This is a genomic window from Tenuibacillus multivorans (genome assembly GCF_900103915.1).
In the GTDB taxonomy this organism is placed as follows: Bacteria; Bacillota; Bacilli; order Bacillales; family Alkalibacillaceae; genus Tenuibacillus; species Tenuibacillus multivorans.
Window position 1 is genome coordinate 49459 of record NZ_FNIG01000014.1, and the last position, 16227, is coordinate 65685.

Genomic DNA, 16227 nt, shown 5'->3' on the forward strand with positions numbered 1-16227 from the left:
CTCCTTTCAATTTGTCAAAAAATCTTCTATGGTATGCCTTAATTGTTTTAAATCATCGACAAGTGGTGAATGACCACAGCTCTCTAACAATTTGAACGTAGCGCGTTCACCTAAGTCTTCCAAAAGCTCATTTGTCATTGGTTCTGTCACAACTAAATCGTTCTCACCGCGCATAACTAAAACCGGTATATCAATTTGGTCAACCTCACCTGTACCGTCACTTAGCCCGTTATGCTGATGACTTATATTAAATATATTCAAAGCCTGATAGATTTCCGCTAAATTCCGTTGGGTAAGCATATCATTTAAATATTCATCATATTTGACTTCATCAGGTTGGTTATGGACATAAATTAATTGATTCCACATCATCTTTAAAAATTCCTTGTCCTGACGATCATAGGCACCTTGAACGGCTTGGGTTTTTCCCGTATCCTGACGTACCTCATGAAGTGTTTTTAGACGATGGCTTAAATCTGGTAACCCATCAGATCCCGTTCCATAAAACGGAAACCCACGCGTCGACCCTGAGGCAAGTAATACTAGTTTTTCACAAGGATGATCGTAGTCAGCACAATATTGTAAAGAGACAGCACCGCCCATTGACCACCCAATTAGTGCATAAGGCTCTAAACCCAACGCTTCAATAAATTGTTTCACCGTTTTACTCAAATCTCTTATGGAACGAATTTCGTTATGATAGGTTGATTCACCAAATCCCGGTAAATCAATCGCATATAATTTATATTGCGAATCGAGTACATCCATTAATAGATCCCAATGTTTTGAAGACGTCATATTACCATGAATGAGTAGAACAACCTTCTCCCCTCCTTCACGTCCCCGATAAGCGACATTTTCACCATTCGGTAAAGCAACTTGACTCAATTCTACTTCTACCACAACAACCACCCTTTCATATTTTTATATCCCCCATCGAATCACATTAGCTCCCCAGGCATAGCCAATACCAGCACTCACGAAAACGACAACATCGCCATCCTTTAACTGACCTTTTTCTAAGGCTAATTCTAGTGAAATGATCTGATCCATTTGACCAATATGACCATAGTCTTCGAGATAAATAGATTGCCCTAATGATAAGCCCAATTCATTTAACACGAATTCATGCGCTGAACGCTTCATATGTAATAAGGCAACATAATTAATATCCGCATCCTGATAACCACTCCGATGAATGGCATCTCGTATCACCTTGATAAAGTTCTGCATCGACTTTTCTTCTAAACGTTTTTTCATTCCATCGGGATCAAGTACATCAAGTTGGTATAAATGATTATCTAATACTTCTTTCGACATTGGATTTTTTGTTCCTCCACCAACCACGACGACATCTTCAGAAAAAGTCCCATCTGTAATGATCGTACTTTCTAGTAATTGGTTTCTGTCATAATCGCGCTGTAAAATCATCGCAGCTCCACCGGCACCTAAGTTATACATAAAACGCGTGCGCGGATTCTCGTAATCAATAAAATCAACATTTCGATACCCACCAGCTAATAAAACGGTATTAATTCGCGAATCGGCGATCATCATATCCTTCGCAACTTTCATCGCCATAATCGCCGTTCCACATCGGAGCTGCACGTCAAACGCCCATGCATTCATACACCCTAGCTTTTCCTGTGTAAAAATCCCAGCTGTCCACAGTGGATATTCTTTATGCTCTTCGCCTATATAAATAACTAAATCAATGTCCTCCGGTTTAACATCACACGCTTGAAATGCCTGCTGAGCGGCCCATACTCCCATTTCAGCCGTATGATCTTTAGGTCCAGGAATCGGCTTTTGATTAATTCCGAGCTTTTGTTCCACAATTTTTTGCGGAATCCCTGAATGCTTAGCCAACTCTCTTGAAGTCATCCTATGCTCAGGGATATAAATACCAGTTGATACAACGCCTACTTGCATCGCTCCTCACTCCTTTCTTTCATGCTTGGAAACCAATAGTTTGATATGTTCAAACGCATCATCTAATTGATCAAAATAAAGGTCCTGATTACTTTGAACATGCGTTAATTTGACTTTAATATGGGATTCTTCCTCCGAAACATGTTGGCATCTAACGATAAATGATGTGATAGGGTCAAGAGACATGAATATCCTCCTTATGATTTAAAAAACGATTAGGATGCTAGTTTATCTGATTGCTCGTCTTCTTTCTTCCTTTGCTTTCGAGTGGCTAGCTTGTGATTAATCGTGCCAACAATGCCTGATGGGAAGAAAATCACGACTAAAATATAAAGAATTCCAAACAAAATAATCCAGCGTTCAAAAATCCAATGTACATCTGATAACTCTGATAAATAATGGTGAGCAAATTCGATGATTCCAGCACCTATAATGGGACCAACTAGCGTACCGACACCCCCGATAATCGTCATCAGTAAAGCATCCAACGTCATATCAATCGCAAACACACTAGTATCGACAAAACGAATACTAATCGCATAAAGAACCCCTGCAAAGCTTGCGACGACACCCGAAATAACACTTATAATAACTTTGTAAGGCATAATTTTATAACCTAACGATACAACACGTTGTTCATTTTCACGTATCGCCACTAATATTTTTCCTAATGGTGATTCGGTGAGCCGTTTTAAACCAAAAAAGATAACAACCATTGAAACCAAACAAAACAAGTAAATGACCATATTGCGGTGATCTTCTAATCCTCCTGGTAATTCAGGGATTTGAAAGGTAAAACCGTCATTACCTTTAGTTAGAGACCGCCATTTTTCAGCTAATACCAAAAATAGATTGGCTAAAGCTAACGTGAGCATCGCATAATAATGGCTTTTTAATCGTAGTGTTAAAATCCCGGCTATAAAAGCAATCAATCCACCTACAGCCATGGCTATGACGATTCCTAATAGTAAACTCATGAAGGATGGCTCAAACCGGTCAAGGGTGATGGCTACACTATAAGCTCCAACACCGAAAAACATCGCATGACCAAATGAAACAATCCCTGTATAACCAAGCAATAAATCATAGCTCATCGCGAAAATACCGAAGACAAAGATTTGAATCATTAAAAATAAAAACCAACGTTCGTCCTTAAAAAATGGTAAAAGAACGAGCATAAGCCCTGTAAATAAGTAAACCCACGTTGACTTCTGCAGCGTTTTTATCATTTATTCGACACCCCACTTACCTTAAACAATCCTTCTGGTCGGAAAATCAAGACTAAAAACATGAGAATCATCGTTACAGCCATCGCTAAGGATGGAACATAATAAGCCATAAAAACATTAGATAAGCCTACTAATAAGGCAGCGATTAATGAACCAGGTACACTACCCATACCACCAATAATGACGACGATAAAGGCAAATATTCCAAATTCCATTCCCATTTCGGCATAAGCTACACCTGAACTTGGTGCGAATAATGCACCCCCTAAAGCAGCTAACGCTGAGCCAACCATAAAGACACCTATGAAAACGAGTCTAATATTAACACCTAAGGCCTGAATCATTTCTTTATCCATAACACCTGCACGAACAATTAAACCGATTTTCGTATATTTCAAAACAGCCATTATCGCAACGAAAATAATAAACCCAACAACAATCGTAAAAGCACGATACTTTATAATCGTGACATCTCCAACTAACCAATAATCTTGTAGAAATGGAGGCTTTTGAGCAGCTAAAATATTAGGGCCAAAAACAACTTTAATAAACTCTGATAGAACGAGCATAAACCCTAACGTAATTAAAATTTGTTGGATATGATTTCCGTAGACTGGTCGAATAATTAAGTACTCCGTAATCAAACCAATAAGCAAACCAGCTATAACAGCTAAAACGATACTGATTAGAAAATTTTGGGTCACACTGTATCCCCATACACCAACGAAAGCGCCCCAAGCGAAGATCCCACCATGAGCAAAATTAAGAACATCCATGAGACCAAAGATCAATGTTAAGCCGCAAGCAATCAAGAAGATTAACATACCCGTTGCAATCCCATTTATAGCTAAATTAATAAATAAGTCCATTCGCCTCCTCCTTTCTAGGCAATGCCTAAATATTTACGTTTTAACTCTTCATTTTCACGTAATTCTTTCATATCACCTTGGTGAACCGTCATACCATCGTCTAAGATAAAGAATGAATCACCCAAGCGGCTTGCCATATAGAAGTTTTGTTCCACTAAAACAACGGTTGTTTTTTCCTTCATTTTCTCAATCGACTCGATCACTTTCTCGACGATAACCGGTGCTAAACCTTTACTCGGTTCATCAATTAAAAGAAGGTCATTATCATTCACGTAGGATCTCGCAATTGAGAGCATCTGTTTTTGTCCCCCACTTAATTGTCCCCCAGGCTTCTTCCAAAACTTCTTTAAATCAGGGAATAACTCTAGTACCCATTCCATTCTATCCTTTGTAGCCTCATCTTCTTGTCGCATACCAACACGCATGTTTTCCCCAACTGTTAAATCATAAAAGATCCCTTGATCCTCAGGGACATAGCCAATGCCTTTTTTCGCAATTTTATAGGCTGGTAGTTTTGTAATATCTTCATCCTTATAAACAATTTGACCACTCAAAGCTGAATTAAGTCCCATGATGCTTCTTAAAGTCGTTGTCTTACCAGCTCCATTACGGCCCAGCAATACCGTAACCTCACCACTTTTAACCTCAAAATTAACGTTTTGTAAAATATGAAACTGATCAATATACGTATTAATCTGTTCCAATTTCAGAAGTGTGTTTGTCATCTTGACTCCCTCCAATATAAACGGCTTGAACGGTCTCATTTTCCATAATCTCGTCTGGACTGCCTTGAGCTAAAAATTCACCGTTAAAAAGCACCATTACTTGATCGGATAACCCTAAAACCATATCCATTTTGTGCTCGATTAAGATAATAGTTCGATTTTCCTCTTCCTTGATCTGTTTAATGACATCTAATATAGCTGGTACTTCTTCTAACGACATACCTGCTGTAGGTTCATCAAGTAATAAAACCTCTGTATTTAACGCGAGGAGCATGGCAATCTCGAGCTTTCTTTTTTCACCATGTGATAGATTAACCGCTAAAGCTTTCGCTCGGTCTTTTAACAGAACTGTTTCTAGAATGGACATCGCTTCATCAGCGAATGCTTTATATTTTGTAAAATGGCGAAGCATTTGAAAACGTACATTTTCTCGTGATTGAATCGCTAAACGTACATTTTCAAAAACCGTGATATTTGGAAATACGTTCGTAATCTGGAAGGACCGCCCGATTCCGATTCGGGCTCGCTCTGTAGCAGATTTTTTCGTAATATCTTCACCCTTAAAAAAGACTTGACCTTTAGTCGGGGTTAATTGACCGCTTAACATATTAAAAAATGTTGTTTTTCCTGCACCATTAGGGCCAATAACTGACGTAAACTGATTCTTCGGAATGTCTACAGAAACTTCATTTACAGCTACATGACCACCAAAGGCAATCGTTAAATCCTTAGTCTTTATAATCGACTCCATTAGACCACCACCCTGAAATTTTTATGTATGATTATATAAAATAAAGCCCTTTGTTATATGTAACAGGTAGGCTTTGAACCTACCTGTCAAAACTTAAAACTATTAATCATTCATAATAGGTGGCTCGGTTTCTTCTGGTTCTAGTACGCGAATCAACTTTGGTACGGGATAGTCGAATCCATCCTTTTCAACGAGTTCAACCGCGTATAAGGCTTGTAAAGCTTGGTGATCTTCTTCACGGAAGGTCATTGTACCTTTTGGTGAATTAAAGCTCATACCCTCCATGACGTCAATTAATTCATTTGCATCTGTACTGCCATTTGATTGTTCTAATGCTTCAACTATTGCCATAGAAGCACTCATTCCACCCGGCGTAAATAAATCTGGTAGATCACCATCATAACGGGCCGTATGTTCTTCTACTAACCAGTCATTGACTTCGTTATCAGGTAATGTATGATGATAAACCGTGAATCCTTCCATACCAACCAAATCATTCATTGTCTTTAATGCCGCAATATCTGGCGCACCTGTTGAGATTTTAATTCCTTTATCTTGTACGCCCATATCGACAATAGCGTTCCAAGGACTATTAGCACCAGACCATACAACGAATAAATAGTCTGGATCCGCTTCAATGATTTTTTGAACATGAGGCGTAAAATCTGTTGCGTCTTGAGGTGCATATTCTTCTAAGACTATTTCTGCTCCTAGCTCTTCAGCAACCGGTTTAAAGGCTGCAATACCATCATGACCAAAAGCATAGTCAGGTGCCAAAGTTGCAATCGTAACACCTTCATCTGCGATCGCTGCTGCCCCTGCGACAGCATCCTGTGAAGAGTTACGTCCCGTACGGAAAATATAGTCGTTATATTCACTACCTGTAATACTATCCGCTACCGCCGGCTCAACAACCATAATCGTTTCATATTCTTCCGCTAAAGGTGTAACGGCTAATGTGTCTCCGGAGCTTGATGAACCTACTAAAAAGTCAACCTCATCATCTTCTAATAGTTTTAAAGCCTTCTGACGTGCCACATCTGGTGACGTTTCTGTATCTTCATAGATGACCTCAATTGGACGACCGTTAAACTCTCTTGTTCCGTCCGTTACATAATCTAACCCCAATTCAAACCCTCTTTGTGTCTGAACACCATAAGCCTCCAGTGCACCAGACAACGATACTAGGACACCAATTTTAATTGGTTCGCCTTCTTCCTCAGCTGCATCATTATTATTCTCTGTCTCCGTTTGATCATCTGCGCCTTCCTCTGAATCACCACACGCTACTAAAAGCAAAGCTAGCATGAGTGACAGTGCTATTAAACCAATAAATTTTTTGGACATGTTCCATCCCCCTTAAATTGTTATTAAGATAAACTCGGTTAGCTTAACGCCAAGTCCTAATGGCTAAAGCCTTAAACAGCATTAAACGTACCTAAAGTTGTAATCATTCAAGCTTGTTATTAAGATAATTGAAAAGAGTTACAAAAGAGTTACATCCGACAGCTAAATATTGCATGAGGCCTAACAGGATGGTTTATAAAAAAATGATCTGCTCTAGCCCGAGCAGACCATATCTATACCTGTTCCATAACCATTTCATACATTTCTTGTGTAGTTTTCATCGGCTGAATACTAAGCTCTTTTTCTAAAACATCTTCCAATCTCTTATACCACCTAATCGCATGTGGGCGATTATTTTGCTGATAGTAGCAATACATTAATAATCGATAAGCCTCTTCCCACGTTTTATCATGGTATAAAATTTCCTGGCACCAACGAATACAGGTGTGATAATCCTCTAGTCTAACAGATACTTGAGCAAGCTTTTCAGCACCACGCAAAAATAAAACCTGGAGTCTTTCACGTTCATGTAATAACCAATCAACTGTACGATGATTCGCTAAATAATCTCCCTCATATAATTTTAGACCGCGTAATAGGAGCTCCTTTGATTTATCAGGTTCATTCTCATCCAAACCCGCCTGTATAAATTCCTCAAATAGATTAATGTCGAGCTCATAACCTGATTTTGGATTTAACCGATACGAGCTACCCGAACGCTGGATAAAAAATGATTCTTCACGTGCTTGTCTATGTGGTTCTAATATTTTAAGTAAGCCATTAAGCGTCACCTTAAAATTTTTATTAGCACCTGTTTCATCCTGTTCTGGCCAAAGCTGCTCAAAAACCTCTTCCTTCGTCATTGTCGTATGCCGATTCGTGATGAATAATTCTAGAAGCTCTTTAGACTTTGCTCGTGTCCAATCTGAATCATTAACCTGTTCATTACCAACTAATATTTGAAACTCACCCAATGTCATTAAGCGTAAGGTGTATCCTGGATGTTTTTTCAGATCCCCAAAACCTAACTCATGAATCATTCGAGTCACATAGGTTTCATAAATACCTTTTTCCTGTGCACGGTATAGTAAAGGAGCGATCAATTGCAAATCAACCGGACCAAAATAAGTCCGATGTTTTAAGAAAAACTCATAAGAACCCGTTTGAAGTCTTTTAATAAACGCCTCCATCTCAGTATAAAAGGTTTTAGAATCTTTTGTTTCGAAGGCTAAAAAGGCCTTCCAAAATGCGACTAACATTAGTCCATAATCATCTTCACAAGCTTGAAAATGCTCACGTGTTTCCTCTAGAATTTCAAATGCATAATCATAGCGTTTACACTGTACCGAAGCGATCGAGATACATAATCTTATAATAGATGATAACCATAAATCCTTAACTAACTCCGTCTCACGAAGCCCCATTTGTCCAGCATGGAAGGCTTCTTCATATTCACCATTAATGCCATAAAGCATACATAACCCCATGTAAGGTTCTGCCTTTAAACGAGAGACATTAAGCTGATCCATTAAACTTAAAGCATTGTCATAACATTTGATAGCTAAATCAGTATCATAACGTCTTAGTAATTGAACAGCGTGTCCCATACGCATCCAGCCACACGCTTCAACAAATGCTGAGTCGTACCCTATACCTAACTGCAATCCAAGTTCAGCCGACTTTTTTCCATCTTCAGCATACCCCATAAACGATTCAATAATAGATAATAAAATATCGGTTTCCCGGTAAGATTGCGGTAAGAGGTCTGACTCATCGTTCGGAAACTTCTCTTTTTTATCTTTTAGAAATTGTTTGGCTTGATATAACCGACCTGTTCGCAAATAAATTCTACCTTCCAAATTAGTATCATCAATGGGAAGGTTTAACGCTTTAGCTTTATTCAGCCAAGCCTCTGCTTTTTTCGCATGGCCTAAATTCAATAAATTTTCGCCTAACATGTGATAAAGACGGGCTTTTTCCTCATCTTTAACATCTAATGGCTCCCGATACCTTATCGCTTTTCGTAAAAACTGATCGGCTTGATCTGGACGAATGGTATCTAAGTAAATTCGCGCTTTTCCTTCGTAGGCCATACTTAAGACATAATAATCCTCTAGTGCTTCGGCTAAGGCTATCGCTCGATTATAATGCTCTTCAGCGTCTTCATACTTAGCACGATATCGTAACATTTCACCACTATAGAACCATAAAACCGGAAAATGATTCTTATCTTTTTCTGGCATTTTATCTAGTTGTTGTTTTAATCGAACTATTCTACCTTCATTTATCATTCTCTGGCCATGATCAGCCAACAATTGAGCGGCCAATTCAAATTGCCGAACGATTAGCCAATGATGAATCGCATTCTCTAAATCATTTTGCTGCTCTAAATAATAAGCCGCTTCACGATGTAAATGTTCATATTCTTCTCGATTAGTCTGTTTCAAGCGATTTTCCAAAAACCTTTGGAATAAAGCATGATATCGATAGTGGGTGTCATCGATTTGTTGTATGAAAAGACTTTGATACTTTAAATCGTCTAACATTTGACTCGAGCTATTAATGCGTAATATTTGATCACAGGCATCAGCGGTCAATAATTCAAAAACACCGGTTTGTTCCAAAAACTTCTGGATAATGACCGGTTGTTTTGACAAAACTTCAATTTCTATATATTGAAATAGGTCATCTAGCGACTGTACTTCAAGATTTAATAATGATTCTTTTGGTTCACCGGAAGATAATTGATGAACGAACATTCCACAGGCAATGGCCCAACCTTCTGTTATCTGATGAATTTGCTGAACGGATCCTTCACCTAATTCAATCCCGTGAACCTCTTGAATTAAATGCGTGACTTCCGCTTCACTCAATTCTAAGTCTATTTGTGTAATTTCGAGCAAATCCCCTTTGACTTTCAAACGTGATAGAACGCTCCAGCGTGGCTTTTGTCTCGAAGAAAGAACAAAATGAATACCTTCTGGCAAATGTTCAATAAATAATTGTATCCACTGTTCAATCACATGGGTATTCATAAAATGATGAGCATCGTCTAACACTATAATAAATTCTTCATTTATTTTCTCTAATTCATTAACTAGCTTGGTCAAGCATGTCCAAATTTCGCGTTCACGAACGTGATGGTGAATCTGTTCTAGTTGAGTTAAAACTCGGTCACCAAAATGTGGGTAACATTTTTTTATGGCATAGACTAATTTAGTCAAAAAAGGCAATAGATCAGTATCAAATTCTGTTATGGAAAACCAGGAAACATTATATTTCGAATACTGCGTAAACAAACTAAGTCCTGTACTTTTTCCATAACCTGCACCAGCGTAAATAAAGGTGACTGGATAGCTCGGAATGAGTTGTAATTTTTTATGTAACGCGGCGCGTTGTACAAACTGGCCTTTCACTGCAGGTGGTGAAAATTGTGATTCTAATATTGGAATTTGGCTACTCATTCTCGGCCTCCTTATTGTCATAAAATTTTCACTATTTATTTTAACACATATATTTTTTGCATTATATTTCTATTTATTTTAAGAAAGATATCAACATAACAAAGTGACGAATCGTCATTAGGAAAAAAGGGGAACTGCCATGTTTTTTGGTTCATTAGAAAATGATGGAATTGTATTTCTCATAGCCTTTCTACTTGCTTGTGGCGTATTTGCCGCTAAATTCTCTAACCGTATTGGGCTTCCGTCACTTGTGCTTTTTATATTGTTTGGGATGTTAATTGGAAGTGATGGCTTAGGTTTTATATATTTTGATGATGCCGAGATGGCTCAGGCGATTGGGATACTTGCTTTAATCATTATTTTATTTGAAGGTGGTTTAGAAACAAAATGGCAAACCGTTCGTTCCGTTGCGTTACCCTCGCTCTTACTTGCAACAGTTGGCGTTCTAATCACTTCAATCATTACAGGTATTGCGGTCCATTATATTTTAGATGTCGAATGGTATGAAGGGTTATTATTTGGGGCTATTGTTGGTTCAACAGACGCTGCAGCAGTGTTTGCAGCTTTAAAAGAGCGCAATATTAAGGCCAAAATAGGGGCTACATTGGAAGCTGAGTCTGGGACAAACGATCCAATGGCAGTCTTTTTAACCCTTATATTTATAGAATTAATTTTACAACCGGATACAAGTTTTTGGATGATGCTCCCATCATTCTTTTGGCAGATGGGGATTGGTTTAATTCTTGGGCTTGGAATTGGGAAGTTGGCCACCATCGCCATTAATCGAATTAACTTAGAATCATCGGGACTATACCCAATTTTCACATTATCTTTTGGACTAATCACCTATAGTGTTGCTTCATTCATTGATGCAAGCGGATTTTTAGCTGTGTATGTTGCAGCACTAGTAATCGGTAATTCTGAACTTACCTATCGTTATTCGATCTCTCAATTCAATGAGGGTTTTGCATGGATCGCACAAATCCTCATGTTTGTGATCTTAGGATTACTCGCTTTTCCCGAGCACGTCTTCTCTATCAATGTTATGACTCAGGGCTTATTTATCTCAATAGTTTTAATTTTTGTTGCTCGTCCAATTGCCGTTTTTCTTTCTTTAATTAAAATGAATTATTCCATTAAAGAAAAAATATTTATATCGTGGGCTGGATTGCGCGGTGCTGTACCGATTGTTCTTGCAACTTTTCCCATAGTTTCAGGCTTAGAGGGAGCCGTCTTATTTTTTAATCTCATCTTCTTTGTTGTCTTAACTTCAGCTTTAGTTCAAGGGTCATCAATTAGTAATGTAGCCGCTAAGTTAGGGTTAATCGGACCCGTTAAGGATACGCCACACCATTCTATTGAACTTATTTCAATCGCCAAAGCTAATGCTGAAATGGTTCAATTTCAAGCTAATAGAGAAAATGCAGTCGTCGGACAAACGTTAAAGGATATAGAATTTCCAAAACACGTGACGATCAGTGCGATTGTTCGTGGAGACCGGCTCATTACGCCATATGGTGATACAGAAATTAAGGCGGGTGATTTCCTTTATATTTTAGTTTCTAGAAAATATAAAGAGGAGCTAAGAAAGATGTTAAACCGAAAAAAGAAACCAGGTAAAGCATAAAATACCGGTCTAAGGATGGTAATAGAACTTTGGTGATTTGCCAGGGTTTTCTTTACAAAAATTTAGCCATGAACAATGAAGTCCATGGCTTAAACGCTTACAAACCTATTACTTTTATAAAACTAGGGGGAAACTAACCTTTCATACTCACTTTCATTAATAGAATAACATTCCAGCTGTAAAATTGATATTACACATTGATTAAGAAAATATTACAAACACGTAACATTTAGAAAATATAAATGGCTAATGTGATAATTCCAGCGATAATAACGACCGTATAAATAATAAGTAACGAAGGTATATTTTTCTTTAATGATGACGATTCATATTCCAAAGATCGATTTAATTCATCACTTGCTGTTGCACCTTCTTGTTCATATTTCTTAACTTTATCACTTTCACTTTTACCAATTAAAATCGTTCCAACTAACGTAATGATGAATAAAAAACCAATAATAATAAATAGACTAGTTCCCATATGCTTCCCTCCAATTATATTTTACTATATTTTCTTTCTTTTTAAAAACCTGAATATACGAATGTTTTGTGACAAAGACTACACATAAAAATGTATGTTGTTGCAATAGGAGGATCATTCATGACACAACCTAAGCTTCCAGATGATTCCCAACCAATATGGTTTGATGAAGCATCTATCCCCACTTTTCAACCATTAACTGAAGATCAAACCGTTGATGTGGCGATTGTAGGTGGTGGGATTACAGGCATTACGGCTGCTTACCTTCTGACCCAACAAGGTTTAAACGTAGCCTTACTTGAAGCAAGTACCATTCTTAACGGAACTACTGGACACACAACAGCTAAAATTACTGCTCAGCATGGATTAATTTATGACGAGTTAATTAACAAACAAGGCTATAACCCAGCTCGAATGTATTATGAAGCTCAAACTGATGCACTACAGTTAATTGAAGAGCTTGTTCAAAATCATCAAATTGATTGCCATTTTGAGAAACAAGATGCTTATCTTTATTCAACAAGCGGTGAGTACAAAAACAAATTAGAAAAAGAATACCAAGCTTATGACCATTTAAACATAAAAGGTAATTTAGAAAATCAAATCCCTTTTAATGTGACAATCGAAAATGCTTTATCAATGAAGAACCAAGCTCAATTCCACCCATTAAAATATCTAACCCATTTAGTCAATCTTATCACGCAACAAGGTGGTAAAATATATGAACAAACAACAGCCGTTGACGTTGAAGATGCTCATGGATCTGCGGTCGTCGTGACCCGTGAAGGTTTTCGTATCAAAGCCAATTATGTACTAGCTTGTTCTCACTTCCCTTTTTATGAAGGAACGGGAATGTATTTTACGAGAATGTATGCCAGTCGGGCTTATGCATTAGCTGTTAAAGCTGAGAAACCTTACCCTGGTGATTATTTTCTAAGTGTTGATCAACCCGATCGTTCGATTAGAAAATCCTATTTAAATGGTGAAGAAATATACCTCATCATTGGCGAAGGGCATAAGACTGGTCAAGGTGAAGGGATGATGAAGCATTATAAAAACTTAAAACGCTTCTGTGATAAGGTATTTGATGAAAATAGCTATGAAATCCTTCATCGATGGTCAACACAAGACCTTACGACAATAGATAAAATCCCTTACGTCGGAGCGATTTCGAAAAAACGTCAAAATGTATTAATCGCAACCGGGTTCCGGAAATGGGGCATGACGAATGGTACGAATGCAGCCCAGCTAATGAGTGACATCGTATTAGGCAATTTAAATCCTTATGAACAGTTATTCTCGCCATCTCGTTTTTCAGCGGACCCAAGCTTAAAAAAATTCTTTGTTGAAAATCTCGATGTTGCCAAGCATTTAATTAAAGGCAAAATGGAAATGCCGAAAACTCAAATTGATGATATGAATAATGATGAGGGCGCAGTGATTCGTGTCAATGGTGAACGAAAAGGGGCCTATAAAGATAAAGAAGGAAATGTCTATGTTGTCGATACGACCTGTACACATGTTGGCTGTGAACTAAATTGGAATGAATCCGAACGAACATGGGATTGCCCGTGTCATGGTTCTCGCTTTTCATATACAGGTGAGGTTATTGAAGGTCCTGCAGAAACACCACTTCCACAGCATGACTATAAAATGCTGGAGAACTTTAATTTTAATAAAAAAGAATCAGGTTATTAATATAATAAAATCTAAAAGGAGTGTTTTTAATGCCATTTATCCGTGATTATAATAATGACGAAAACATGGTGACAGATATTAAAAAATTAACAGATAACGGTGTGAATCGTGACGATATTTTCGTCCTAACGCATGATGACAATCACACAGAGCACATCGTAGAAGAAACCAGTACGAACTCAATCGACATTTCTGGACCAGAAGACTTTGATAAAAAAGGTGATGAGTTACGCGCTAGGCTAGAAGAAGTCGGTGTATCTGAAATTCAAGCTGAACAATACGAAGAAATGTTAGATGAAGGTAAATTATTACTCATCGTCAATAGTAATCACGATGTTGAGAACTACTTACATTAATTAATCAATCAACATCTTAATTGACGTAAAAACGACCCCATTTCTATGAATGGGGTCGTTTTTAAATTATCTTTTGCATCGCATTTAAAAGCATTGAAATGAATCAATACGTCTTAAATCAACGCCATAATAAACCCAGAAAAATCCGGTCCAGCGATAGCCAGAAATTGATCTTTGTCCGACAAACGTAGGATAGAACCAGAACTGCTGCCGATTATCTAACCAAACGTACGTATAACGGAATAAGCATCCACGAATAGAACCTGGATCAACGGCATATACGCCAAATTGGCCACCTTGACCACCTTGTTGGGGTGTGAATTGTGGTGGCGGTGATTGTGGTGGTCCTGCACCTTGCCCCTGTCCCGGTTGACCTGGTGGTGGTCCCGGTGGAAAACCAGGTTGTTGCCCTGGTGGACGTGGGATTCCTGGCCCTGGTGAAAAGCCCGGTCCCTGACCTTGTCCCTGTCCCTGGCCAGGAAAGCCAAATAACTGTCCTAAAAACCCAAACGGTGACCCTTGGCCTGGTTGTCTTTCATCATAGCCATAAGGCATCGGATTATAACCTTCAAATTGTCCGTTCAACATCATTCCCCTTTCTAATCTAAAACTTCTCTACACCTTTATCATATGAATACTTCAAAGTGTTAGGTGTCTGTCCATAACATAGGAATTAAACAACCATTTTTTCTTTAACTATTACTGCTATGCTAATATAGAGTTATGTGTAAAAATAATAATGACTTAACTATGATTTTATGGAGATTTTAAGAATGGGAATGTTAATAACCAAGAAAATAACACGGAAGGATGAAACTAGTGAACAAAGCTGTATTTCTCGACCGAGATGGTGTGATAAATGAGGTTAAAACGAAACGCGTTAAATTTGTTAATCGACCAGAAGATTTATATATATTAGATGGTGTTCCTGAAGCTATTAAGAAATTAAACAAGGCTGGCTATGAAGTTTTTGTCGTCACTAACCAAGGGGGGGTCGGCCTCGGTTACATGACAGAAGAACAACTAGATGAAATTCACGAACATATGGCGAAGGAGTTAGCTAAACAAGGGGCTCACCTTACAGAAATAATGGCTTGTACACATGCACCACATGAAAACTGTTATTGTCGTAAACCGAACCCCCAAATGCTTCTCGATTTGATTGAGGATTATGATATTGATATTATGAAAAGCTATATGATTGGTGACCGGGACCCAGACATTGAAGCAGGGAATGCAGCAGGCATTAAAAGCTTAATGGTCACAGACACTACGCCTGAAGCCTATAAAAGCTTTGAAAATTTAAGTGAGGCTACTGATTGGATTCTAGAGGATGAAAAAGCTTAAACATCATAAAAAACTTGTAGAAAAACGACTAGTTTTTCTACAAGTTAAGGGTTTGTCAAATAAAGTGTGTAAGTAGTTTCCTATATAAAAAGCAGCCACTTGATTATTAGAGTACGAGAACGTCTCAGACAACTTTAGGTTCAGCCACAGCTTTGCTGCTTGCCATTGACCGTAGCGCCCGATTCTTAGTGTTCGGTGGTTGGGGTAACGGGGCCCCAGCCGTCCGAATACTTAGAATCGATTTGTCCGTGTTATACTTTCTTTCAGATAAGCCTTCAGGCTTTATTTTTGGGCTTACCTGCATTGTAACCACAACACGGACAAAAGCGAAGGTCAATGGTGGCGTACCTGAGACGAGCTCTATTTCAGCTGTGATTATAAGCTATACTTTTGTACTCGAC

At 38.2% G+C, this 16227-nt stretch carries 16 protein-coding genes; 5 read left to right on the forward strand and 11 right to left on the reverse strand.

Annotation, left to right across the window (positions count from 1 at the left end):
- Window positions 1-6: 6 nt before the first annotated feature.
- From phaZ to BLP77_RS15245, 9 genes are all read right to left on the reverse strand, one after another.
- Window positions 7-903: an intracellular short-chain-length polyhydroxyalkanoate depolymerase gene (phaZ, locus tag BLP77_RS15205; RefSeq protein WP_093857976.1), complete on the reverse strand. Its 897-nt coding sequence runs from the start codon at window positions 901-903 to the stop codon at window positions 7-9.
- Window positions 904-924: 21 nt separating this feature from the next.
- The gene (locus tag BLP77_RS15210) at window positions 925-1932 is read right to left on the reverse strand and encodes a 3-oxoacyl-ACP synthase (protein WP_093857977.1); all 1008 of its coding nucleotides are present in this window, start codon (window positions 1930-1932) and stop codon (window positions 925-927) included.
- A gap of 6 nt (window positions 1933-1938) precedes the next feature.
- Window positions 1939-2118: a hypothetical protein gene (locus tag BLP77_RS15215; RefSeq protein WP_093857978.1), complete on the reverse strand. Its 180-nt coding sequence runs from the start codon at window positions 2116-2118 to the stop codon at window positions 1939-1941.
- A 29-nt stretch (window positions 2119-2147) separates the two neighbouring features.
- The gene (locus BLP77_RS15220) at window positions 2148-3161 is read right to left on the reverse strand and encodes a branched-chain amino acid ABC transporter permease (protein ID WP_093857979.1); all 1014 of its coding nucleotides are present in this window, start codon (window positions 3159-3161) and stop codon (window positions 2148-2150) included.
- Entirely contained in the window at window positions 3158-4030 is an 873-nt protein-coding gene (locus BLP77_RS15225) for a branched-chain amino acid ABC transporter permease (RefSeq protein ID WP_093857980.1), read from the reverse strand. Before BLP77_RS15225 ends, BLP77_RS15220 begins: the two co-directional genes overlap by 4 nt.
- Window positions 4031-4044: 14 nt before the next feature.
- Window positions 4045-4755: an ABC transporter ATP-binding protein gene (locus tag BLP77_RS15230; RefSeq protein ID WP_093857981.1), complete on the reverse strand. Its 711-nt coding sequence runs from the start codon at window positions 4753-4755 to the stop codon at window positions 4045-4047.
- Window positions 4721-5506 carry an ABC transporter ATP-binding protein gene (locus tag BLP77_RS15235; RefSeq protein WP_093857982.1) on the reverse strand — a complete coding sequence of 262 codons (786 nt, stop codon included), beginning with the start codon at window positions 5504-5506 and terminating at the stop codon, window positions 4721-4723. The genes BLP77_RS15230 and BLP77_RS15235 overlap by 35 nt, the downstream gene beginning before the upstream one ends.
- A gap of 102 nt (window positions 5507-5608) precedes the next feature.
- The gene (locus BLP77_RS15240) at window positions 5609-6853 is read right to left on the reverse strand and encodes a substrate-binding domain-containing protein (protein ID WP_093857983.1); all 1245 of its coding nucleotides are present in this window, start codon (window positions 6851-6853) and stop codon (window positions 5609-5611) included.
- A 233-nt stretch (window positions 6854-7086) separates the two neighbouring features.
- A complete protein-coding gene (locus tag BLP77_RS15245; protein ID WP_176753099.1) occupies window positions 7087-10317 on the reverse strand; it encodes a BTAD domain-containing putative transcriptional regulator in 3231 nt (1076 codons plus the stop codon).
- A gap of 139 nt (window positions 10318-10456) precedes the next feature.
- Here BLP77_RS15245 and BLP77_RS15250 point away from each other — a divergent pair, with 139 nt between their 5' ends.
- Window positions 10457-11944, forward strand: a complete 1488-nt coding sequence (locus BLP77_RS15250) for a potassium/proton antiporter (RefSeq protein WP_093857985.1) — start codon at window positions 10457-10459, stop codon at window positions 11942-11944.
- 229 nt (window positions 11945-12173) lie between these two features.
- On the opposite strand, the gene BLP77_RS15255 is transcribed toward BLP77_RS15250, so the two are convergent.
- Window positions 12174-12425, reverse strand: coding sequence for a hypothetical protein (locus tag BLP77_RS15255; RefSeq protein ID WP_093857986.1), 252 nt, complete (start codon window positions 12423-12425; stop codon window positions 12174-12176).
- A gap of 90 nt (window positions 12426-12515) precedes the next feature.
- Between BLP77_RS15255 and BLP77_RS15260 the strand changes: the two genes are divergently transcribed.
- Together BLP77_RS15260 and BLP77_RS15265 are read left to right on the forward strand one after the other, a co-directional pair.
- A complete protein-coding gene (locus tag BLP77_RS15260; protein ID WP_342668939.1) occupies window positions 12516-14123 on the forward strand; it encodes an FAD-dependent oxidoreductase in 1608 nt (535 codons plus the stop codon).
- A 29-nt stretch (window positions 14124-14152) separates the two neighbouring features.
- Entirely contained in the window at window positions 14153-14479 is a 327-nt protein-coding gene (locus BLP77_RS15265; protein WP_093857988.1) for a YflT domain-containing protein, read from the forward strand.
- Between the two features lie 84 nt (window positions 14480-14563).
- On the opposite strand, the gene BLP77_RS15935 is transcribed toward BLP77_RS15265, so the two are convergent.
- Window positions 14564-15067, reverse strand: coding sequence for a hypothetical protein (locus tag BLP77_RS15935; RefSeq protein WP_261753370.1), 504 nt, complete (start codon window positions 15065-15067; stop codon window positions 14564-14566).
- Between the two features lie 231 nt (window positions 15068-15298).
- Between BLP77_RS15935 and BLP77_RS15275 the strand changes: the two genes are divergently transcribed.
- A complete protein-coding gene (locus BLP77_RS15275; protein WP_093857989.1) occupies window positions 15299-15826 on the forward strand; it encodes a D-glycero-alpha-D-manno-heptose-1,7-bisphosphate 7-phosphatase in 528 nt (175 codons plus the stop codon).
- A 152-nt stretch (window positions 15827-15978) separates the two neighbouring features.
- Window positions 15979-16227: hypothetical protein (locus tag BLP77_RS15965; RefSeq protein WP_218118845.1), on the forward strand; the 249-nt coding region annotated here is incomplete at its 3' end.